The 21,107-nt window shown below is 61.5% G+C and carries 24 protein-coding genes; 16 read left to right on the plus strand and 8 right to left on the minus strand.

The features are described from left to right. Positions 1–12 precede the first annotated feature (12 nt). A complete protein-coding gene (locus EHF33_RS02380; RefSeq protein ID WP_124867538.1) occupies positions 13–1,275 on the minus strand; it encodes a hypothetical protein in 1,263 nt (420 codons plus the stop codon). A gap of 65 nt (positions 1,276–1,340) precedes the next feature. Continuing rightward, positions 1,341–1,961: an ABC transporter ATP-binding protein gene (locus EHF33_RS02385; protein ID WP_124867540.1), complete on the minus strand. Its 621-nt coding sequence runs from the start codon at positions 1,959–1,961 to the stop codon at positions 1,341–1,343. 87 nt (positions 1,962–2,048) lie between these two features. Between EHF33_RS02385 and EHF33_RS02390 the strand changes: the two genes are divergently transcribed. The 4 genes from EHF33_RS02390 (at position 2,049) to EHF33_RS02405 (ending at position 4,947) form a co-directional block, all read left to right on the plus strand. Further along, positions 2,049–2,459: a hypothetical protein gene (locus EHF33_RS02390; protein WP_124867542.1), complete on the plus strand. Its 411-nt coding sequence runs from the start codon at positions 2,049–2,051 to the stop codon at positions 2,457–2,459. Continuing rightward, positions 2,453–2,905, plus strand: coding sequence for a hypothetical protein (locus EHF33_RS02395; protein ID WP_124867544.1), 453 nt, complete (start codon positions 2,453–2,455; stop codon positions 2,903–2,905). Before EHF33_RS02390 ends, EHF33_RS02395 begins: the two co-directional genes overlap by 7 nt. A gap of 407 nt (positions 2,906–3,312) precedes the next feature. Then, complete coding sequence (locus EHF33_RS02400; RefSeq protein ID WP_124867546.1) at positions 3,313–4,542, plus strand: redoxin domain-containing protein; 1,230 nt, start codon at positions 3,313–3,315, stop codon at positions 4,540–4,542. Between the two features lie 90 nt (positions 4,543–4,632). Then, a complete protein-coding gene (locus EHF33_RS02405; protein ID WP_124867548.1) occupies positions 4,633–4,947 on the plus strand; it encodes a hypothetical protein in 315 nt (104 codons plus the stop codon). A 104-nt stretch (positions 4,948–5,051) separates the two neighbouring features. Here the strand turns inward: EHF33_RS02405 and cobA are convergent, their stop codons facing one another. Further along, positions 5,052–6,563, minus strand: a complete 1,512-nt coding sequence (gene cobA / locus EHF33_RS02410) for a uroporphyrinogen-III C-methyltransferase (RefSeq protein WP_124867550.1) — start codon at positions 6,561–6,563, stop codon at positions 5,052–5,054. A gap of 62 nt (positions 6,564–6,625) precedes the next feature. Here cobA and EHF33_RS02415 point away from each other — a divergent pair, with 62 nt between their 5' ends. Next, the gene (locus EHF33_RS02415; protein ID WP_124867552.1) at positions 6,626–6,940 is read left to right on the plus strand and encodes a hypothetical protein; all 315 of its coding nucleotides are present in this window, start codon (positions 6,626–6,628) and stop codon (positions 6,938–6,940) included. A 1-nt stretch (position 6,941) separates the two neighbouring features. Further along, a complete protein-coding gene (locus tag EHF33_RS02420) occupies positions 6,942–7,346 on the plus strand; it encodes a hypothetical protein (protein WP_124867554.1) in 405 nt (134 codons plus the stop codon). 309 nt (positions 7,347–7,655) lie between these two features. On the opposite strand, the gene EHF33_RS02425 is transcribed toward EHF33_RS02420, so the two are convergent. The 3 genes from EHF33_RS02425 to EHF33_RS02435 are packed head-to-tail and all read right to left on the minus strand — an operon-like array spanning position 7,656 to position 9,832. Then, positions 7,656–8,114 carry a DIP1984 family protein gene (locus EHF33_RS02425; RefSeq protein ID WP_124867556.1) on the minus strand — a complete coding sequence of 153 codons (459 nt, stop codon included), beginning with the start codon at positions 8,112–8,114 and terminating at the stop codon, positions 7,656–7,658. Positions 8,115–8,145: 31 nt separating this feature from the next. Next, positions 8,146–9,417 carry a hydroxyacid-oxoacid transhydrogenase gene (locus EHF33_RS02430; RefSeq protein WP_124867558.1) on the minus strand — a complete coding sequence of 424 codons (1,272 nt, stop codon included), beginning with the start codon at positions 9,415–9,417 and terminating at the stop codon, positions 8,146–8,148. 58 nt (positions 9,418–9,475) lie between these two features. After that, complete coding sequence (locus EHF33_RS02435) at positions 9,476–9,832, minus strand: antibiotic biosynthesis monooxygenase family protein (RefSeq protein WP_124867560.1); 357 nt, start codon at positions 9,830–9,832, stop codon at positions 9,476–9,478. A gap of 291 nt (positions 9,833–10,123) precedes the next feature. Between EHF33_RS02435 and EHF33_RS02440 the strand changes: the two genes are divergently transcribed. From EHF33_RS02440 to EHF33_RS02460, 5 genes are all read left to right on the plus strand, one after another. Next, on the plus strand, positions 10,124–10,510 hold the full coding sequence (locus tag EHF33_RS02440; RefSeq protein ID WP_124867562.1) for a GNAT family N-acetyltransferase: 387 nt from the start codon (positions 10,124–10,126) through the stop codon (positions 10,508–10,510). Positions 10,511–10,604: 94 nt separating this feature from the next. Beyond that, positions 10,605–11,366: an electron transfer flavoprotein subunit beta/FixA family protein gene (locus EHF33_RS02445; RefSeq protein WP_124867564.1), complete on the plus strand. Its 762-nt coding sequence runs from the start codon at positions 10,605–10,607 to the stop codon at positions 11,364–11,366. A gap of 55 nt (positions 11,367–11,421) precedes the next feature. Continuing rightward, complete coding sequence (locus EHF33_RS02450) at positions 11,422–12,372, plus strand: electron transfer flavoprotein subunit alpha/FixB family protein (protein WP_124867566.1); 951 nt, start codon at positions 11,422–11,424, stop codon at positions 12,370–12,372. 217 nt (positions 12,373–12,589) lie between these two features. After that, positions 12,590–13,216 (plus strand): phospholipase A2, encoded by a 627-nt coding sequence (locus tag EHF33_RS02455; protein WP_124867568.1) that lies wholly within the window; start codon positions 12,590–12,592, stop codon positions 13,214–13,216. A gap of 66 nt (positions 13,217–13,282) precedes the next feature. Further along, complete coding sequence (locus EHF33_RS02460; RefSeq protein ID WP_124867570.1) at positions 13,283–13,564, plus strand: hypothetical protein; 282 nt, start codon at positions 13,283–13,285, stop codon at positions 13,562–13,564. On the opposite strand, the gene EHF33_RS02465 is transcribed toward EHF33_RS02460, so the two are convergent. Together EHF33_RS02465 and EHF33_RS02470 are read right to left on the minus strand one after the other, a co-directional pair. Next, the gene (locus EHF33_RS02465) at positions 13,561–14,277 is read right to left on the minus strand and encodes a YkgJ family cysteine cluster protein (RefSeq protein ID WP_124867572.1); all 717 of its coding nucleotides are present in this window, start codon (positions 14,275–14,277) and stop codon (positions 13,561–13,563) included. The two genes, EHF33_RS02460 and EHF33_RS02465, sit on opposite strands and share 4 nt — an antisense overlap. A gap of 49 nt (positions 14,278–14,326) precedes the next feature. Further along, a complete protein-coding gene (locus tag EHF33_RS02470) occupies positions 14,327–15,127 on the minus strand; it encodes a GNAT family N-acetyltransferase (RefSeq protein ID WP_124867574.1) in 801 nt (266 codons plus the stop codon). A gap of 104 nt (positions 15,128–15,231) precedes the next feature. Between EHF33_RS02470 and lepA the strand changes: the two genes are divergently transcribed. The 5 genes from lepA (at position 15,232) to EHF33_RS02495 (ending at position 21,074) form a co-directional block, all read left to right on the plus strand. After that, the gene (gene lepA, locus EHF33_RS02475) at positions 15,232–17,019 is read left to right on the plus strand and encodes a translation elongation factor 4 (RefSeq protein ID WP_124867576.1); all 1,788 of its coding nucleotides are present in this window, start codon (positions 15,232–15,234) and stop codon (positions 17,017–17,019) included. Between the two features lie 308 nt (positions 17,020–17,327). After that, positions 17,328–18,434, plus strand: a complete 1,107-nt coding sequence (locus EHF33_RS02480) for a sensor histidine kinase (RefSeq protein ID WP_124867578.1) — start codon at positions 17,328–17,330, stop codon at positions 18,432–18,434. Further along, positions 18,415–18,999 (plus strand): response regulator transcription factor, encoded by a 585-nt coding sequence (locus EHF33_RS02485; protein WP_124867580.1) that lies wholly within the window; start codon positions 18,415–18,417, stop codon positions 18,997–18,999. Before EHF33_RS02480 ends, EHF33_RS02485 begins: the two co-directional genes overlap by 20 nt. Positions 19,000–19,195: 196 nt before the next feature. Further along, positions 19,196–20,284, plus strand: coding sequence for a peptidase C39 family protein (locus EHF33_RS02490; RefSeq protein ID WP_124867582.1), 1,089 nt, complete (start codon positions 19,196–19,198; stop codon positions 20,282–20,284). A 1-nt stretch (position 20,285) separates the two neighbouring features. Further along, positions 20,286–21,074 carry a hypothetical protein gene (locus EHF33_RS02495; protein ID WP_124867584.1) on the plus strand — a complete coding sequence of 263 codons (789 nt, stop codon included), beginning with the start codon at positions 20,286–20,288 and terminating at the stop codon, positions 21,072–21,074. The last annotated feature ends 33 nt before the right edge of the window (positions 21,075–21,107 follow it).

A 21,107-nucleotide genomic window follows, 5' to 3' on the forward strand; every position in this document is an offset into this window, starting at 1 on the left:
CAGGTATTACGCTTAACCTAATTCCAAACTACTCAGTCCCCAACTCAGCGCCGCAAGAGTCAGCAGCGTCAGCGGTAGGAGGCCCAGCGAAGCGGGCGGGAGCAGCACCCACAAACCCGCTGTCAGCAGCGCGACAGTAGCAGCGCTGCCCAGCCGCACCTCATTGGTGTGACCGCCCAGCCAGCGCACCAGCAGGGCCGTGACGCCCAACGTCGCCAGCGGCAGCACCAGAGCCGACAAAACCACCGCCCCACTTTGCAGCAGCGGCAAGCGCAGCACAAGCGCTCCAATCAGCACCAGCACAGCTACTACCGCGCCGCCCACAGCACTGCCCGGCAAGACCCGTCCCAACCACGCCGCGCTCTGCGAAATAGGCCAAGTCGCAGAAGCGGTCACGCCCAGCAAGCGGGTAAACGGCTCGGCCCCCACCAGCAAGGCCAGAATCAGAACGGCGACGGGCAAGTGATAAGGCAACGCCACGACCAGACCGAGCATGACCGCCGTCAGCGCCACCACCCCCCAGAGCAGGCCGCCCGGTGCGCTGCGGAGGTTGAGAGTGGTGCGCCACATCAGCGCTCCAGCCGCGCCCCAAGTCGCCGGAGCGGGCCGTAAGTTGCGCCGGGCGGGCCGGGCTTGCTCCATCCGGAGCGGCATCTTGGGGAGCTTGTATTTCTTCCTGAGTCGCCACAGCCACAGCGACTGGGCGTGCTGGGGAAGGCGGGCGGGCGGCTCCGAGAGCAGCGGCCAGCCCAGCGCTATGCTCAGGGTCAGCACGACTGCCACGCTCAGGCCCAGCGCTCCCCAACCGAACTGGCCCGGTGCCACGACACTCAGTGCCGGAAGCAGCGCCAGCGCCCACACCGGAGCCGGAGAGCGCAAGTTCTGGCGGGCCGTGTAACTCAGCCAGCCCAGCGCGAAGCGGGCCAGCATCACCGCTGGAAACAGCAGCAAGCCCAGCCAGCCCTGCGAAAAGATGCCGAACAGTGCTCCCAGCAGCAGCCCCGCGCCCATTCCTGGGAGTGCGGCCCGCAGCAGCGGCCACAGCAGCGCTTGACGGGTCGGCAGCGGCGTGAGCATCAGCGCCGCGTCCCGGCGATCTAAGCCGAACGGCGGCCAACGGGTCAGCGTGCCTGACAGCAGGGCCAGCACCGACAGCCCCGCGATCAGAATCTCGGGCACATGCGGCGGCGGCGCGGCCTGCCGAATGCTGATGAGCAAGAGCACCGCGAAGGTGCCGCCGTAGAGGGCCAGCACCACCGTACCGGAGCGGCGCATAAAGCCCCACCAATTGAGCCCGCCGCGCCCGAGCGAAATCAGCAGCAGGTAACGCAGGGTGCCGTTCAGCGGCTGCTCCCTTGAAGCTGGGCCACCGACACGACGCGCACCTTGGGCAGTTGTGCCAACTCGCCGCCGTGGGTGGTCAGCACGGCGCAGCGGCCCTCGGCAGCGAGGCGGCTCAGGTGGTCGCGCAATACTTGACGCGAGTCGGTGTCCAGCGTGCCGAACGGTTCGTCAAGCACAGTCAGCGGCCTTTTGAGGCCCAAAGCGATAGCCAAACCGACTTTCTGACGGGTGCCGCGTGACAACTCCGCCGGAAACTGATCCAAGCGGTGGCCGAGGTCAAAGGCGTTCAGGGCCGTGTGAAGGTCTTCGAGCGGCGCGGCGTAAGCCAGTGAAGCGAACTGGGCATGTTCGGCAACGCTCAGGTCGTCGTACAGCTCGGCTTCGTCGGGCACGAAGGCGAAGGCGGCGCGGCCCGCCACACTGCGCGGCGGGTGGCCCTGCACCTGAATTTGGCCCGCGCTGGCCGTTAGGCCGCACAGCACCCGCAGCAAAGTGGTTTTGCCCGCGCCGTTGCCGCCAGTCAGGTGCAGGATTTCGCCGGCCTTAACCTTCAAATCAACGTCGTGCAGCACGCGGGCCGCGCCGAGGGTTACGGAAATATTTTGAGCCGTCAACATTCGGCAAGTATGGCAGGTAAGCAAGCAAACCAAACGGGACTTCCGGCGAGTCGGCAACTTTGCGGGTGTGCCAACCGTACTGACCGTATGAACCACTTGAGGGCCTTCTTTCTCGTTACGTTTCTCGTTGCGCTGTTGCCGCTCGCTGCCGCCGGTGTCGTCAGAAAGCCGATCAAACCCATTCGGCCCGCGCCATTCAAGACCTGCACGCTGGGCGAGCTGCGCCTGATGAGCGACGCCAGCGGCAAAGTCCGGTTTGCCCAGTACGGCCAGCAGTACCCCGACAACACCCTACGGGTGCGCCAAAGTTATGACCGGCTTGGCCGTTTGACCGGCGTCAGCGTGGCGTGGAGCGGCTTTGCGGGCCAGATGGTGGATGCGCGGGCTTCGTATGACATGCGGGGCCAGCTGATTAAAGAAACTGGCTTCCGAGCTAGGGGCTTTACCACGCCGCTCAAAAGTTACGTCAAGCCGCTGCCCAAAGGAGCCAAGTGCTAGCGCTGCTGCTTACGCTGGCCGCCGCTTTGCCCGTAGGGGTGGCCGAAGTCAGGTCGGTGGTGGTGCAAGTCGAAACGGCGCACCGTCAGGGCCGCCTGAAAGAGGAACACCGGGTCATGTCTCCCGGCTCCATCTGGCCGGATGACACCACTTGCGACCGCTGGCGCAACGCTTCAGGGACGGTGCGCCGCCTGACCTATGCGGGTGGAACCAGCGACAGCTTTACCACCTTGGCCCAAACCTACGATGCGGCGGGAAAATTGCGTTTTGCCTTCTGGCGCGGCGGTGCGGTCAATCAAGCACGGAAGGAAATTCGGCTGTACTTTGATCCGGCGGGGCGGCAGCTCCAGCGCCTGGCGCAGGAAACTGGCCCTGGGTATCCATTCAGCGACCCCGCTGAGCTGTTGATCTTCTCAGCCTCAGCGGCAGCCTTAGCACCCTGCTGAGGGCATGACCGCTCTGGATTTGTTGGCTTGAGGGATTTGCTACGCCGCTGCCCAAAGGAGCCAAATGCCACAGGTGCTCTTTATCCCAGTACGTCGCCTCTAATTTGCGTTTGACTTACAGTTTTGGCGCGAGAAGATGCAGCATTCAGAGTCTTGCATGTGACTTTTCTCTCAAAGACTGGGTGACTTCACTTTGTGCTTGGCTGCTGTGTTCGCCGCCCGACTGCCAAATTCAAATCCCTTCAATCTTAAACGAATGTGCTGGAGGGAGCGGAGCGGCCACTGCTGTGGTGTTCCGAGGCCGCCTTGACACGTTCTAAGCAAGCTCTGTGAGAGCTTTGATTTAGACGCGCTCAAGACAGTGCCCTGACAGAAGGCTGTGTGGCTCAGGCTGTCAAGGTGGCTTCATGTTGATGCTTCCGTCCATGCAGGCTGTGGTGCAAACTGCCGAACAGCCGCTTCCCTCCGTCCTGCAATTGAGCTTCTCAGAACCGAGCTTCAATACCCATTTGCGCTTCAGTGAAGGGCGGATTACCGGTGTTCGCAGCGCTCTGCTTCCGAGTTGGAGCAGTTCGCTCCTGCGGCTGGGGGTCAATACACAAGCGGTTGTCGAAGCGCAACTGCGCAGCCGCAAGGTAGATGACGTGCTGGCCTCGCTCATCGAGACCGGGCATCTGGAAGCGCACAGCCTTGCGCAATTGGTTCGCCTGCGGACGCTGGGTTCGCTGCTGCCGCTGGTGTGGCGCTCAGGGCTGATGGAGGTGAGCAGCACGCCAAGCCATACGGTTTTGCCGCTGACCAGTGCCGATACCCTCCAGAGTGTCAGCGCCGCCGAGTACCACGCCTCGGCGCTCAGCCCGAGCGAGCAGGCACTTACCTTGAATGACCATTTCACGGCCTCGCCACTGGCCAGCACCGAGTCTCTAGGCAGTGAGGAAGCCCGCACCGTTTACTTGGCTGCCCTGCACGGTTTGAGCTTAGGTGAAACGGCTCAGCGTCACGGGCTGCGTTGGGACGCACTGACCAAGGCCGTCACGCACCTTACGGCGGCCGGGGCCTTGCGTCCGGTTCAGGCAGGCAAGCGGGCGCGTGAGGTGGCAGGCCGTTTGAAAGTGGGTGAGGTGGCTCCGGAATTTTGTCTGCCGGACTTCGGCGGCGGTGAGGTGCGCCTCAGCGACCTGCGCGGCAAAAAAATCTGGTTGATCTTTAACCGCCAGAGTACTTGTGCGCTGTGCAACCCGCACCATCTCCAGATCATTGCGCTCAGCGAACGGATGCGCCAGCAGGGGGTGCAGATCGTTTCGGTGTGGGGAAGTACGGTGGCCGATTTGGCGCTCGGCATCGGCAAACTGCGCCCTCCTTACCCGGTGCTGGCCGACCCACTCGACGAAACGTACGACCGCTACGGTCTGGATCACAGCCTGCGCGGGTTCCTCGACCTGCGCAACTTGCCCACCGCCCTGAGCGGCCTGAAAATGATGGGCACTTCGGCGCTCAAAGACGACGGAGAACTGACCCGGATGCCTGCCGAGTTCCTGATCGGCGCAGACGGCACCATCGAAGCTGCCCACTACAATTCTTACGGAGCAGACTGGCTGTCGGTGGAGCGGGTTCTCGAATGGGCTGGGAAAAGCTGACTTGGCCGGTATCGGAAGTCCCGATACAATAAGCGTCAAGCACACACTAATCCGATGGACGCCGTTTCAGTGCGGGCGTAGCATAACTGCATGACCTTCACCCTTCCCCGCTTTGGTCGCCGCGCCGCCACCACTCAACCTGCTCAGCTCTTTGCCCAGCCCACCACTGCGACCCCTGCCGAGCCCCTGCACGAAGACGTGCTAATGGAAGTCGTTTTGCCCGAGGGCCGCGCCCTTCCCCAAGTGGAAGGCTGGACGCTGCGCCTGTGGCCCCAGGCCCGCCTCGGTGACGCCACCTTACAGGCCCACGCCGACGACGGTTCGCTAAGCCTCGCCAGCCTCACCGCCGCGCTGAGTGCCCAAGGCGTAATGACGCTGGGCCTCGTTCGCCGCCGCGCCGCTTAATTTAAAACTCAACAACGAAAGAAGAGCAGGAGCCTAAGGGCTGGCTGCTCTTCTTTCGTTGTTCCATTGGTTTTCACTTGAGCTGAGAAGTGGGCTGGGCTGTCCTACGCTTGCGGCTCTTCGATCAATCCTCCGGCCAATTCCGCCGCCGCTTCGACCAGCGCTTCCAAACTGGCTGTGCTGGCCACCCTGACTTGCTCAAAGCCCAAAGCGCGGGCGGCGTCGGCGGTTTGCGGCCCCATCGCCGCCACCTTGAAGTGTGTTCCGGCCAGCTGCGCCAAATGCCGCGCCGCGCTGCCGGAAGCCAGCGTGACCACGTCGGCGGCCTTGAGGCGTTCGAGTTCGTTTTCGCTCGGTACGGCGGGCACGGTGCGGTAGAGTTCGCCGCGCTGGTACGTCAGGCCACGTGCTTCTAGAGCATCTTGCAGCTCGGCCTCGGCCAGTTGACTGGTGAGGTGCAGCACCGTCTCTCCGGCTTTTGCGGGCAACTCCGTTCCCAAGTGCTTCGCTCCGGGCGTAGACGGCATGAAATCCGCCTTTAAGCCGTGCTCCTCGAGGCTGCGGGCGGTGCTCGGCCCGACGGCCCCCAGCTTGACGCCGCACAGCGCTCTGGCGTCTAAACCGAGTTCGTCGAGGTGGGCGAATAAAGCGCTGACGGCTTGGTTGCTGCTGAGGAGCAGCCAGTCCACGCCGCTCAGGTCACGCAGCCGCGCCCGAACCTCCTGCGGCGCTGAGCTGGCCTCAAAGCGGATCAGCGGCACTTCCAGCACGTTCGCGCCTTTGGAGCGCAGCAAGTCGGCCAGAGCGCTCGAACCGTCGCGGGTGCGGGTGACGGCCACCTGCTTGCCCAGTAGCGGGTGGCCGAGTTCGGCGGGGCTTTCAAACCACTTCAGCTGGTCTCTGAGCCGCGCCACTTCACCGACCACCGTCACGGCGGGGGCTTCGAGTCCGGCCTTTTCGACTTCTTCAGCAATGCTGCTGAGGGTGCCGCTGACGACGCGCTGCTGCGGCGTGGTGCCCCACTGAATCGTGGCGGCGGGCGTGCCGGGATGGCGGCCCGCTTTGATGAGGTCACTGGCGATTGTGCCGAGATTGCGCACCCCCATCAGCAGCACCAGAGTGTCTACTCCGCTGAGGCGCTCGTAGTGGGCGCTGCCTTCCTGCGTGTTTCCGGTGAGCACCGCAAAGCTGCGGGCGTCGCCCCGGTGCGTCACTGGAATGCCTGCGTAGGCCGGGGCGGCAATCGCGCTGCTGATGCCCGGCACGATTTCAAAGGGGATGCCCACGTCCACGCACGCCTGCGCTTCCTCAGAGCCGCGCCCGAAGACAAACACGTCGCCGCCTTTGAGCCGCGCCACCCGCTGCCCGCCGTTCTTCTGCGCTTCAGACACGATCAGGGCATTGATTTGCTCTTGGCTGATGTATTCCGAGAAGCCCTTTTTGCCCACGTAAATGGTCTGGGCCTGCGGTGCGTGCCGCAGGAGCTCGGGGTTGGCGAGGTAATCGAACAGCACCACATCGGCGGCGGCGAGAGCGGCTTGGCCGCGCAAAGTCAGCAGGCCGGGGTCGCCGGGGCCAGCACCGATGAGAGAAACAAAAGCACGGGAAGAAGTCATGAACGCAGGGTAACAAGTCGGAGCGGGGATATGTAGGCAGGTCGGCGCGTTAGCATGAGGGCATGACTTATAAAATGATCGATTATCAGGGCCAGGGCTTCGTGGTGATGGGCACACACGATTTTGACCGCTGGCGCGACAACCTCAGCCGCCGTTTTGATGACAGCGCCGAAGCGGGCAACTTGCACCTGCATGTCCGCGTCAATGGGGAAGACCGCACCTTTACCAGCGTGGACGAGTACCTGAGTGAATTTACTGTGCGCGACATCAACGATGAGGAAGCCAAAGTGCTGGCCCGCTTGTTTGCCATTGATAAAGACGTTCACCATGCTTGGTACGGCCAGCATGATATGTTCCGGCCTTTCGCTGGCAAGTAGAGTGAGACTGCTTGGAATCGGCCTGCTGGGTTTGGGCCTTTCCAGCTTGGCCGCCTCAGCAATGGTTGCGCCCAAAAACGCGTCACTCACGGACGAAACGCCGATTTATGTTCGGCAGAATGTGCAAACAACTCTAGTTTCAGCTTATGCGGACGGCTCGAAGGCGCTTGAGCTTGGTTGTCGGGGTGATAGGATTTATGGTCAGCAAGACTGGAATGGCTCTAAGATAGTCGCCAGTGTGCTGATTTTTGATCCAAATATAGGCAAAGTGACAGCCAGCATGACCATGAGCAAACGAGATAAACGCATTTTAGAACCTGAAACAGGTAAGTACAGCGCCGTCTGTGAATCGGGAACTGTGGTTTTGCGTTTGGGTGAAGGTGTGAAGCTGATTGAATTGAAGTAAAGGCAGAAAGGAGCGAATCGTCATTCGGGGAGCGTAAAGGCTGCGAGGACAGTTTGACGTTCTTAGAAAAAGCCTGAGTGTCAAACAACGCAGGCCACCGCTTCCGAAGAAGGGTGGCCTGCGCTGTGCTGCTTCCCGCCGTCAGCACCTTGGTCATAAAGAGAAATGGTGCGCGGTGCAGTTCTGGAGTGCAAAGTGCTGGGCAAAAAAGTGAGGAGGGCATTACCCCTCTACGCTGCCCCAGCGCGACATGTGCCTGTCTTGACCCACAGGCGGGGTTTGGCGCTCGCCCGGCGCGGCGCAGCGCCTTTACTCTAGCAAATCGTGTTGCCAGTTGGCCTGCTGAATTTCGGTTTCCAGTTTGCGGCGCTCCTGAGCTAGGGTGTCCGTTTGTGCCTGAAGCTCGCGGACTGGCAAGTGCGACACCCAGCGCAACTCGCTCCGGGTTTGCCGCGCCTGCCCCGAACTGGCCGCCGCAATAGCGCTGCGGTACTGCGTCAGGCGCAGATCCAGAATTTCGCGGTGCGCGAGTGCGTCCGTAAGCGTGCGCCGAGCGTCAAGGCGGGCAGCGCTGTTGCTGTGGTGGATTCGGGGAACGAGGTAATCCATTCTTGCAAAGATTTGGTCGAGTTCGGCCATCAAGGCAAGAGGGTCTTCACTGGGCGCTTCATTTTCTTGACTCCGGGCATTCAACTGAATACGGTCTTGAAGTTGGTGAATGCGCTTTTGCAAATCAGCGCGTTCAATGAGGGCTTCGGCAATTTTCACGGTTTGAGCCTAGCAGATACGGGTATCACCCTTACCAATTCTCAAAACTCGCCCGCAAAATTGCTTCCAAATCCGCTTCGCTGGGCGTCTTTGGAGCCACCGCCAAAAGCCGCTGCTGTTTCACGGCTCCGGCCACCAGCTCCGGCAAATCCTGTTCGGTGTAACCCAGTTCGCTCAGCCCACTGGGCGCACCCACCTCCCGCATCAGCGCGATCAGGGCGTCGGGCAAACTGTCCGGGCCGGGGTCTTGAATCGGCCTGCCGGTCAACCACTCGGCCACTTGCAAATGGCGCTCCGGCATCGCTTCGTAAGTAAAGCGGAACGCCGCGGGCGCGGTGACGATCACCGAAAAGCCGTGCGGAATAAACGGGCTGGGGTAGCCCTCGGCTTGGTACTCGTGCTTTAGGCCCGCAACCGGGTAAGCGCACGAATGCGGAATATGCACGCCCGCCGAGCCGAAGCCCACGCCCGCCATGGTGGCCGCCAACATCATCATTCCCCGCGCCTCCAAGTCGTCCGCGTCTGCCACTGCCCGACGCAAATACTGGCCGCCGTACCGCAGCGCCTGACTGCTCCACACGTCAGCCACCGGATTGCTGCCCTGATAGGGGGGGCGCTCGTCTGGCGTTTTCGGTTGAGGGCGGCTGTCAAATGGGCGGCTGAGATAGCTCTCGGCGGCGTGACACACCACGTCCAGGCCCGCCGAAGCGATCACCGCACTTGGAGCGCTGCGGGTCAGTTCGGGGTCGACGATGGCCTGAGAAGGCCGCAAATAACGGTGCGAGATGCCGGTTTTGACCTTCAGTTCCGGCAAATCCAGCACCGCGACGGTGGTCGCTTCCGAGCCGCTGCCCGGCGTGGTCGGAATGGCGAGGTGGGGCAGCAGCGGGCCAGTGGGTTTGCGCCCCGCACCAATTGGAGCGTTGACGTACTCCAAAATCTCGCCGCCGTGCGTCAGCAGCAAATTGGCGACTTTGGCAGTGTCTATGCTGCTGCCGCCGCCCAGCGACACGAAGCCGTCCGGATTGAAGGCGCGGGCAAAGGCCACCGCTTCTTCGAGCGACTCCAGAGTGGGCTCCACGCGGCTGCGGTCAAACACGCTGACCTCAATCCCAACCGATCTGAGCTGCGCCGCCACGTCATCTACAATGGGCAGCCGCGCCACGTGCGGATCGGTGATGAGGATGACCCGCCGCATCCCCAACCGGGCGGCTTCCCAGCCTGCCTCGCTCGCCGCGCCGCGCCCGAATTTGACCGGAGTGGCTTCCATCGTGAAGACGGTTTCGTGCGTTTGATGTGTCATAAGCCGTCAGTATAGAAGGCGTGTCAGCACAGAGAGGGTTCCTCGACTTTCACGGTGTTCAGTGAGGCTTGAAGGCTTCCCCACGCGGCTCGGCAACCAGATCGGGGCGGCCCGAATCCTGAAAGACTTCGTGAATCTCCAAGCTGTTGGGGCCGCTGAAGGCCTCTTTGGGCAGCGAACCGGAGCGGGCGTGTCCCTGAATGAAAGCGTCTGAGCGCGTCCACGCTTCAAACTCCGCTCGGCTGTTCCAAAGCGTCAGCACGATGTACGGCTCTTGTGGGTTGACGGGCCGCAAGACTTGGTTGCTGACAAAGCCGGGCATCTCGTCGACCAAGCGGGCGCGGTCACGGAAGCGTTCTTCAAACCTCTCGGCGTATTCGGGTTTGACGGCAATGCGGTTCATCACGGTAATCATCGGTGGTTCCTCCGTTGGAGTAAGAATGCAGCAGTAAGCTTGCAGTTTGCCCCGCTGCCATCAGGCTAGCGAATACGGCTTGGTAAAGATGAGACTCGGTAAAAAGAAAGAGGATCGTTGCAATTCCGCCGGACTGGGGGAAAAGAGAAGCTGCGTTCGCTACGACGATGATTGATCTCACCCAGTAGCTTCAGGTGCAGAGCGGCCCCGTCCCCTGAGCAACAACAAACGCCCCAGCTTGGCGGCGTACTCAGGGTGAACAGCGGTGCTTTGGCTTAGGCTGGTCTGACCGTGAATATCCGTTATGCCGTCCGTGAGTTGCCCGATCTCTCCGCTTACCAAACCCTCTGGGCGCTGGCTTGGGGTGGAGCAGGTTCGCCGAGTCTGCAGCGCTTAGAGCACAGCCTGACGTGGGTTTGCGCTTACGATGGCCCGCAGCTCATCGGCTTCGTCAACGTGGCTTGGGACGGCGGCGTTCACGCTTTTTTGCTCGACACCACCGTGCATCCTGAGTTCCAGCGTCAGGGCGTGGGCCGTGAGCTGGTGCGCCGCGCGGCCGGAGCTGCCCGTGAATGCGAAATCGACTGGCTTCACGTGGACTTTGAGCCGCATCTGCGGAGCTTTTACCGGGCGTGCGGCTTCCGGGCCACCGAAGCAGGCTTGATCTACTTAACTTGAGAGCCAGTTGTCTTGAGAGAAGTCTGTGTAAACTGCTAAACTTGTACCGAGTCTAATTTGAGAGAATAAACAAGTATTCAACTGGAGGCAAGACATGAAGATTTTGACTTTGATCCGGCAAGTGCCGGACGCCGAAGCCCGCGTGCGGCTGAGCGGCAACACCATCGACTTAGACGGCACCACAGTGGTGATGGACGGCATGGACGAATACGGCGTGGAAGAAGCGCTGCGTCTGCGTGAAAGCGGCGCGGGCGTAGACGAGATTATCGCGCTGGCGGTTGGCCCCAAGCGCAATGAGGACGCCCTCAGAACCGCGCTGGCGATGGGCGCAGACCGCGCCGTGCATGTGGAAACCGATGAGCGCTTAGACGCCGTGTCGCTGAGCAAGGTGGTGGCTGAACTGGCCAAGGCTGAAAACGCCGAACTGATCTTGGTGGGCGGTCAGGAAGCCGACTGGGACTCGCAGGCGCTGGGAGCCGCCACCGCCGAGCGACTCGGCTGGCCGCAACTGACCTGGACGAACGAACTCAAGCTAGAAGGCGACAAGCTCACCGGCAGGCACGACGTAGACGAAGGCAACGAAAGTTTTGAAGCCACGCTGCCCGCCGTCGTGACCACCCAGCAGGGCCTCAACGAGCCGCGTTACCCGACCTTGCCCAACATCATGAAGGCCAAGAAAAAAGAACTTCGCAAAGACGACTTGGCCAGCTATAACGCCGCCAGCAAAGTCAAGTTCATCAGCGCAGAAATCCAGACCCGCGCCCGCATGAACAAAATCATTGACGGTAAAGACCCGCAGGCAGCGGCGGCGCAACTGATTGATCTTTTGCGCAATGAAGCGAAGGTCATCAAGTAGCGCAGGAACCGCTCTCACTTGCTTCCCCTTTCTTCCCCTCCAAAGGAGCACTTCCATGATTTTAATCGTTGCAGAACACGCTGACGGCAAACTTGCCAAAGCCACCTTAGAAATGGTCACGGCGGCGCGTGGCACCGGACGAGAAGGCCCGATCACCATTTTGGTACTCGGCCAGAATGTGGCCGGAGTGGCGAGCGAAGCGGCCGCCGTCGCCGACCAAGTCTTGGTGGCCGACAGTGCTGGCTTGGCGCAGTACAGCGCCGAAACTTGGGCCGCCGCCGTTGCCCAAATTGCCCAGGAAGGCGAGGCGCACACCGTCATCACGCCGGGCAGCCGTTCTGGCCGCGAGTACGCGCCGCGTGTGGCCGTCAAGCTGGACGCGCCTTACTTGGAAGACGTGATTTCGCTCAGCGGCAGCGGTGCAGGTCTTCAGGCCCAGCGCTACACCTATCTCGCCCGTGTCACTGAAACGGTGGAGGCGGAGGGAGCAGTTACCGTGATCAGCGCCAAGCCCGGCAGTTTCGCGCCTGCCGCGCCCGCTGCCGCCGCTGGTGAGCAGTACGACGTCGATCTAGAGCTGCCCCAGAGCCGCGTCACCATTACCGGCAAGAGCATGGAGAAGTCCAGCCGCGTGGCCCTCAGCGAAGCCGACGTGATCGTGACCGGCGGACGCGGGGTGGGCAACGCCGAGAATTTCAGTAAGTTTGTAGAACCGCTCGCCGACAACCTCGGTGCAGGCGTGGGCGCGACCCGCGCAGTGGTGGACGCAGGTTGGCGGCCTTACGCCGAACAGGTCGGCCAGACCGGCAAAACCGTGCAGCCAAAAGCGTACATCGCGCTGGGGGTGTCGGGCGCGGTGCAGCACCTCTCGGGTATGGGCAAGAGCAAATTCATCGTGGCTATCAACAAAGACGCCGAAGCGCCGATTTTCAAGGTTGCCGATTACGGCATCGTGGGCGACGTGAACGAGATTGTTCCGGCGCTGATTGAGGCGAGTAAGCGGTAAAGAAGATTCACGCCTTACCCGCTCGCTCAAATAGATGCAAAGCAGGCCGCTCGGTGAAAACTGGGCGGTCTTTGCTTTGGCTTGAAGTCCCGAAAATGGGGGAGGAGCTAGACAAACAAATGAGATTTGTCTTAGAGTAGAGCCAATCAAACTAAAGTTGCCACGCTGGCTTGTGGGTCTTGGCCCCGAGCGGAGACGCGGCGCTAGGAGCGCTCAGATGAAAAAATACCTTGCTCTTCTCGCCGCCGGCCTCTTGCTCGCTTCGTGTAGCCAACAATCCAAAATGCATACTTCTGCGCTCAGTCCCTACGCCGAGCGGCCCGAACTCCAAGACGCTCAAAGTCAGGCGATTTTGCAGCAGTACGGCGACGACGCTGGACTCCTCGCCGCGATGCAAGAAGCTTATAACGAAGTGCCGCGCCAGCTCAGCTTGCCGGCCGCTCCGGCGTTGACTGGGCTTGACCTCGCCTCAGACCGCCTCGCGTACGTCAAGGGAGTGAGCTGGGGCAGCGTGGCGTATTACAACGTCCAGTACGCCAACCGCTTCAGTCCCGCTTATCCGGGCTTGGATTTCAGCCGCGACGGTTGCTCTACGCCCAGTGGCCTCGGCCTCAGCTACACCGAAGATTTCCGGCCGGCCTGCAATGTCCACGATTTCGGCTACCGCAATCTCAAGGTGTTTCAGCGAACCGACGCCAACCGCCGCACCACTGACGAAGCCTTTTACACCAACATGAAAGGCATCTGCAATGCCAAGCCCTGGTACAAAGAGCCGCCTTGCTACGCCGCCGCTTACGCTTACTATCAGGGCGTGCGAATCGGCGGCGGCAGCAGCTTCGAGTAAACCCCTTTGGCAAAGGTGAACGTTGTCCGGCTTGTGCAGTGCGCCGAGCAGGGTTTAGCCTGAGCCATGACCACTGCCGCCGAACTCAACGCAAACTGGGCCGATCAACTCTCAGCGCCTTACCGGCAGGTCTGGCAAAAAATGCAGGCCGAGGGCGTCAGCGCCGAGTGGACAGACGACCATGCTCCGCGCTTTGTGGTCAGCCAAGCCAACAACGTGCTGGCCAGCCACCTCAAAGGCGCTCGTCCGGTAGGTGTGGTGGTGCCCGCCGCCCTGTTTGAAGCGGGCCACAAGCTGGAAGCCGAGAATCCTGAGCGCCCGATTTTGCCGGCAGTGGCCTCGATTTAAGCGAACTCGATCACTTCGGGATGCTCCAAGCCCGCTTGCCGCGCTTCCCGGAGGGCCGCGCCTTTGTTGCCCCGCTCGATGGCCGCCATAAAAGTAGGGTTGGCTGCCAGCGTGGTCAGCACCCAAAAGTCTCCCCACGCTTCCAGGTTCCAGGCTTTTTGCATGGCGCGGCTGCAACTCGCCCAGATCGGTTCGCTCATCTCTTCGAGCGGCGCAATGAAATGGGTCTCCCCGTCGGTGCCCAGCGTTTGCCTGACTTCCCGCCCGTATTCGCGGCGCTCGGTTTTGGTCATGCCTTCCCAGGTGCCTTCCTGGCAGTACACCGCCGGAAACGCGCTGAAGGTGTCGCGGCAGCGGGTCGGGCGCACCTCGTAGCGGGTACACGCGCCGTCTGCGCCCAGCAGCGGACAGTAGCCGACGTTGAGGCGGTGGCGGCTGACATATTCGTCCTCGCTCGGCGCGGTGCGGGCGTTGTGGATGACTTTGCGGGCGTGTTTCTCGACTTTGCGGGCTTCTTCGGGCGTCAGGACACTGGCGATCAGGGCGGCCTCGGCAAGGCTCAGGCGAATCGGCATGTTGCAGCAGCCAAAGCAGCCCGCGCCGCAGTAGACTTGCCCGCCCGCCGCCTTGAATTCTTGCAAAAATTGGCCCGCCTCCCCCTCATAGCGGGCGTAAGCGGCTCGGACGGTTTGAAGGAGAGCTGGAGAAGTCATAGCCGCAAGATAGTGCGTTCACGGCGTTGAAACTTTGAAGTCCTTCCATTCAGGCTGGCCGCTTCTCAAACCCCAGTTGCGTTTCGGTGTCCTTGAAGCCCACAGCGCGGTAAAGGCGGATGGCAAGGTAATCGGGATCAGCCACCATCACCAGCGTTTGGGCATTCATTTGTTCAAAGCCGTACTGGGCGGCGAAGTGGACTAAGTTTGAGGCCAATCCCTGCCCCCGCGCTTCAGGCCGGGTTTCTACGCTTTGGAAGCGGGCCACGCCGCAACCGTCTGTGTAAAGGCCCATTCCAGCTTCCATTTGCCCATTCACGAACGCACCGAACCATCCGCCATGCCCAGCTTCGGCCATGCGCCGCGCTTCCCGCATCCGCTCCTCAGCATGAATTTGGTAGCTTTGAGCTTTCACCGTGTCGTTACAGGCCAGTCGGAGCTGTAAAGCCTGTGCCCAGTCATCGTCTCTGGTGAGCTTCCGGTATTCGCCCCGCATATTGGGCCGCGCTGGGGGCCTGAGATCTGCTCGGCCTGCCGTCATCACCGTGTTTGGAGCAAGTTCAAATCCGGCGGCTTCAATTTCAGCGGCTACTTCTCCGAGTTGACCATCAGTACAGTCCACGCCAAAAGTCATGTGCTTGGCGGCAGGAAAAGCGGCTCTAAACTCGGCTTGCCAGCGTTCAAACTCGCCGGAAGCGGGCAGAGACTTGTAGAGCAAAAAATTTCCCCACCAGAAGCCGGGATTGCGTGGCGTGCGAATAGTAAAATGACCGCTCTGCTCTTCAAGCTGGCTACCGCACAGTCGTAGCAGCATCAAATCCGTTCGGTAGCCTAACGATTTCACATCCATTTTGTTTAGTGTAAACAGGGCGGCAGATTTACGCTTCAGCCAAATGGCTCAGATTCCCGCCGCTGCCCCTGTGCTTATCCACGCCTGCCCGCTAGACTGTCGGGATGCAGGTTCGGAATTTTTCAATTATCGCCCACGTCGATCACGGCAAAAGCACCCTTGCCGATAGAATCTTGGAACACCTCGGAGCAATGGGTGAGCGCGACAAGCGCGACCAGACGCTCGACACCTTGGAACTCGAGCGCGAGCGCGGCATTACCATCAAGTCCACCCCCGTGCGGCTGAGCTACACCCGTCCTAACGGTGAAGTCTTTACCCTCAACTTGATCGACACCCCCGGCCACGTGGATTTCAATTACGAAGTCTCGCGCAGTTTGGCGGCCTGTGAGGGCGTGCTGCTGCTCGTGGACGCCTCGCAGGGGGTGGAAGCCCAGACCATCGTCAACGCCTACCTCGCCATCGATTCGGGTCTGGAGATCATTCCGGTGGTCAACAAAATCGACTTACCCGCCGCCGATCCTGAAGGCGCGGCGCAGGAACTCGAAGAAGTGGTGGGCATTCCTGCCGAGGACGCCATCTTTGCCAGCGGCAAAACCGGCGTGGGCGTCCCGGAAATTCTGGAAGCCATCGTGGAGCGCATTCCCTCGCCGCCGGGCACGCCCGAAGCGCCGCTCAAAGCCCTGATCTTCGATTCGGTGTTCGACGCTTATCAGGGCGTGATCGTCTTTGTGCGCGTGCTGGACGGCACCATCAGGCCCAAAGACAAAATCACCCTGTTTTCGACCGGCAAGCATTTTGAAGTCGATAAAGTCGGCACCTTCACCCCCGGCTTGGTGGTCGGCGACTCGCTGACGGCGGGCGACGTGGGCTGGGTGGCGGCGGGCGTGCGCGACATCCACGACGCGCAGGTGGGCGACACCTTGATGGAGCGCGAGCGGCCCATCACCGATCCGTTTCCCGGCTTCAAGCCGGCCCAGCCGGTGGTGTTCTCGGGTCTGTATCCCACCGACACCGAGATGTACCGCAAACTGCGCGAGGCGCTCGAAAAACTCAAGCTCAACGACGCTGCCTTTTCCTTTGAGCCGGAAACGAGTGAAGCACTGGGCTTCGGCTTCCGCTGCGGCTTTCTGGGCCTCCTGCACGCAGAAATCATCCAAGAACGCCTCGAGCGCGAGTATGACCTTGACTTGATTGCCACCGCGCCTGCCGTCATCTACCGCATCACCCTCAACAACGGCGACGTGTTTGAAACGCAGAATCCGGCGCAGTTTCCGACCCGCGACCGGGTGGAACTGATTGAGGAGCCGTACATTAAGCTCTCGGTGATGCTGCCCGAAGAACACGTCGGCCCGGTGATGCAGCTTCTGCAAGAGCGGCGCGGCAGCATGGTGACCATGAATTACCTCGGCAAGCGCGTCGAGCTGATCTACGAAGTGCCGTTCGCCGAAATTCTGTATGACTTCCACGACCGCCTCAAGAGCATCTCGCGCGGCTACGCCAGCATGGATTACTCGATCACCGGCTACCGTGAGGGCGAGCTGGTCAAAGTGGACATCTACGTCAACAACGAGATCGTGGACGCGCTGGCTGTGATCGTCCACGAAGACCGGGCCTATCCGCTGGGCCGTAAGATCGTAGACAAGATGGCCGAAGTCATTCCGCGTCAGATGTGGCCGGTGCCGATTCAGGCCATGATCGGCGGCAAAATTATTGCCCGCGCCACCGTCAAGGCTTACCGCAAAGACGTGTTGGCCAAATGCTACGGCGGCGACATCAGCCGCAAGAAAAAGCTGCTCAATAAGCAGAAGAAGGGCAAGGCCCGCATGAAGCAGATCGGTACGGTGGAAGTGCCGCAAGAAGCGTTCCTCGCGGTGCTGAGCAGCGACGAATGAGCAAGACTACACGGTAACAACGGGTTCGGAAAAAGGCGCAGCGGTCAAGTTGCGCCTTTTTTCTCGTCTGAATCAGGCTTTTTAGGGTTGTGAGTTCCAATGAACCGTGACTTGGTTTGCCAAGACATGTGAAGAATTGAGCGCCAATGTTCTGACAAAAGGCGATTTTGGCGGTTGCGACATCCCGTTTCGTCATCCTTTTCCCGGTAACCCCCTAAGACAGAGGCCTTTGGGGGGCTTGACACCGCAACTGACCGGAGGGTAAATGTGGGGTTTTTGTCATAAGCGGCTTCCTAAACTGCCCTCAGATGACCGCTTCACCGTTATTCCCTCTCACCTTCGAGCGCTGGAACAGCTTGCGGGTACAGTTCACGGCGGTCATCTTCGCACTGACGTTTTTGCCCAATCTCAGCTTGATTTTGGTCAGCAACGGCCCGTGGAATTCCGTCCTGAGCGTGTGGACATTGGGAGTAGGGGTGCTGTGTGCCTTGATCGGGTATTTCCTGTCGGGGGCCATGCTCAAGCCGCTGACCCGTTTGCGGGCCGAGGTGGAAGCCGACGAGGTGGAGCGCCAGGGGCGGCAGGACGATCCACAGGAAGTCAAAGCGCTGCGGGCGGCCTTCACGGGTCTACTTGAGCGCCTCGGCACCGAGCAGGCGCGGCGCGGCGCGTTTATGGCCACCCTCGTTCACGATCTCAAGACGCCGCTGATCGCCACCGGCCATCTGGTGCGGCTTCTGATGAACGGCGTACTCAGTGAACCTGAGCGCCAAGACGCAGGCGAGCAGCTTCTGAGTGAAAATGCCCGCCTGCTGGCGCTGGTGCAGCAGATGGCCGACGCCCACCGCTTTGAGCGCGAAGCGGTGCAGCTTCACTGCCGCCCGACCGATCTGGGAGCCTTGCTGGAAGCGCTGGCGGCCCGCTTGTCGGCCAGAGCGGCGCAGCGCTCTCTGAGCATCATCGTCAGCGGGCAGGCGCGGGCCGAGGTGGACGCAGCGGTGCTGGAACGCGCTCTGGGCAACCTCGCCGACAACGCGCTGCGCTACGCCTCTTCACAGGTGCGCTTGGAAGCCCGCCAGGTTGGCGGCGGCGCTGAGCTGAGCGTGATCGACGATGGCCCCGGCCTCAGCGCTTCCTTAGAAAGCCTCGCGCAGCCGTTTAACGCTCAGCCGACCACCATTGCCGGGCAGCAGTACACCGCCGGAACCGCCGGACTCGGCCTGTTTATCGCCAAACGCATCGCCGAGGCGCACGGCGGCGAACTGATTTACCAGCGCCGCTCTCCTCTTTCTGACCCTTCTGCTGACTTCTCTTCGGCTGTTTTTCCGGCTACTCCTTCGCCCTCTTCTTCGCACGGCCTCAGCGCCCTGACGATTGTTCTCCCGGAGGCACTCCATGAAAATCGTGATCGCTGATGACCACCCGCTCTTTCGTATCGGCCTCAAGTACGCTCTGCGCGATCAGGGCTTTGAAGTGCTGGCCGAAGCCAGTGACGGCTTGGAAGCGCTGGAAGTCATTCGTCAGTTTCAGCCGGACGCTGCTCTCTTGGATGTCAAAATGCCCGGACTGACCGGCATTGAAGTCTGCGAGAAGTTGCGGGCCACCAATCCCAACGTGGTCAGCGTGCTGATTACCACGTTTGCCGAACCGGCCATCGTGCAGGCGGCCCGCTCGGCTGGAGCGCGTGGCTACCTCTCCAAAGAAACGGCTCCCGAAGAGCTGGCCCGCCAACTGCGTGAGATCGTGGCCCATCCCGAGATTGACCGCCTGCCCAAAGTGGAAGTGCCGCGCCTGACGCCCCGCGAAGGCGACGTGTTGCCGCTGCTGGCCAAAGGCTACAGCAACAAAGAAATCGCCCGCGCTCTGGGCGTCAGCCCCGACACCATCAAAGACCACCTCGCCCGCTTGTTCGTCAAACTGGCGGCCCGTGACCGCACCGACTGCGTGGGCAAAGCGCGGGCGCTGGGCCTGGTCAGCTGAGGAGTCGGCTTGGGGTTTACCAAGAGAGTCGAGGCGGAGCAGCACACACAACCACCGCACTTCCACTTTCGGGGCCGCTTTCATCCATCATTTGCCGCCCCAACACAGGGAAACAGCTTGCAACGGCTGTTTCCCTGCTTTCTGATTTTGGTGTTCGTTCACCACTACCGCTCTCCGAACCGTGACAATACTCAACATGATCAAGGCCGCCGCTCTGCTGAGTTTCCTAGCACTCTCGCCCGCTACACTGGCTCTCAAGATGCAAAACGCCGTGTCCACCACCACCGTTTTAGAGCAGCCCGCCGATTTTAATACTGGCAAAATGCAGGGCCTCATACTCTCGGAAGGCCGCGTGAAGTTGGCCCCAAATACCCAAGTCGGCACGCTGTCCGGCACCGTTTCTGGCCTCAGCGCTTACGACGAACTGATTCCCTCGTGGAACGCCCTGACGCCCGCCGGAAGCAGCCTGACATTGGAAGTCAAACCCGCTGGAGCCAGCCGCTTTTATTCGTTTGGAACGTGGCAAAGTGCGGCGGGCCGCAGCAGCTTGGACGGTCAAAAAGACAGTTTTGGGCAAGTGCTGACTGACACGCTGAGACTCTCCAAAAAAGTCGGTGGCTTTGACTACCGCCTGACCCTGATGGCCAGCGGCGCGGGCCCCAGTCTGAGTTTGCTGGCCTTCAACACTTCAGACCGTTCTCGGCGCATGGCGGCGGCGGGCGCGGCAGGCGACAAAACGCGCTGGAACAAAGTCCTGAATGTGCCCCTCAGATCGCAGATGCTCTACAAGGACGGCGGCGAAGTCTGGTGTAGCCCGACGAGTACCAGCATGATCTTGGCTTACTACGGCGTAAGTTTCAGCGTGCCAGACGCTGCCGCTGCCACCTACGACACCGCCTACGACGGCACTGGCAATTGGCCGTTCAACACCGCCTTCGCCGCCGAGCAGGGCTTGCGGGCGCTGGTGACGCGCCTCCCCAGCTTGCGGGAAGCCGAGCGCTACATCGCCGCCGGCTTCCCGCTGGGCGTCAGTCTGGGCTGGAAGGCGGGCGAGTTGCCGGGCGCGGCCATCCCCGCGAGCAGCGGGCATTTGATGGTTTTGGTGGGCTTTGACGCGCAGGGCAACCCGGTGCTGAACGACCCCGCCGCGCCGACCAACGCGGGTGTGCGCCGCAGCTATCCCCGCGCCGCCTTCGAGCGCTTGTGGCTCTCGCACTCCGGGGGGCTGGTGTACCTCATCAGCAGGCCTGACCAAGCCCTGCCCCCAGCCGTGCCGTTCCAGTAAGATGCGCTTCCCCGCCACCTGCCCCCATTGCCGCCGCGAGATGCAGGCCGAATACACCGATTCGGGCATCCACGACCTGAGGTGTCCGCACTGCGGCAAACCTTTCACGCTCTATCTCCGCAAGCACAAGTTCGAGATGCTGTTTGACCTCGGCACGCGGGCGCTGATGGACGGTTACGCCCGTGAAGCGGTGGCGAGTTTTGCGGGCAGCTTGGAGCGCTTCTTCGAGTTCTACACCCGTGCCGCCACGCTGGAGCGGGCCTCGGGTCAGGGTCAGGACTTTGCCGAGGCCGCCGCCCGCCTGGAGCAAGCCTGGAAACTCGTCTCGGCTCAGAGTGAACGCCAGATGGGGGCTTTTGCACTGGCGTATCTGTGGCGTGAAGGCGCGGCTCCCGACTTCCTGAGTCCCCAAGCCCTCGGCTCAGACTTTCGCAACAAGGTGATTCATAGAGGCTACTTGCCGCCGAGAAGCGAAGTGGACGCTTACGCCGCCCGCGTGTTTGCTCTGATTGACCGTTTGCTCACCCAGTTGGGCGGAGCCGCCGCCCACGCCCAGCTTGAGCAGGAGCGCACCTACGCCGCACACTTGGCCGCCCAGCCCAGCGAAGTCACCGCCGTGTTCGAGGAGCATCCCGGCATGTTCCGGGTGCGGCGCTTCGGCGGGCAAGTCGGCCCCAAAACCGAGCAAGCCAAGAATTTGCCGAGCGGCCCGGCCAACGACGCGGCGGCGTTTCAAGCGGCGCTCAGGGAAAGGGGAGAGCTGCTGGGGAAAGTATTTGGGAAAGGGTAGGAATGCCGTCCAACTTTTCAAAAACTCCTCCAC

The organism is Deinococcus psychrotolerans, from assembly GCF_003860465.1.
Classification (GTDB): domain Bacteria; phylum Deinococcota; class Deinococci; order Deinococcales; family Deinococcaceae; genus Deinococcus; species Deinococcus psychrotolerans.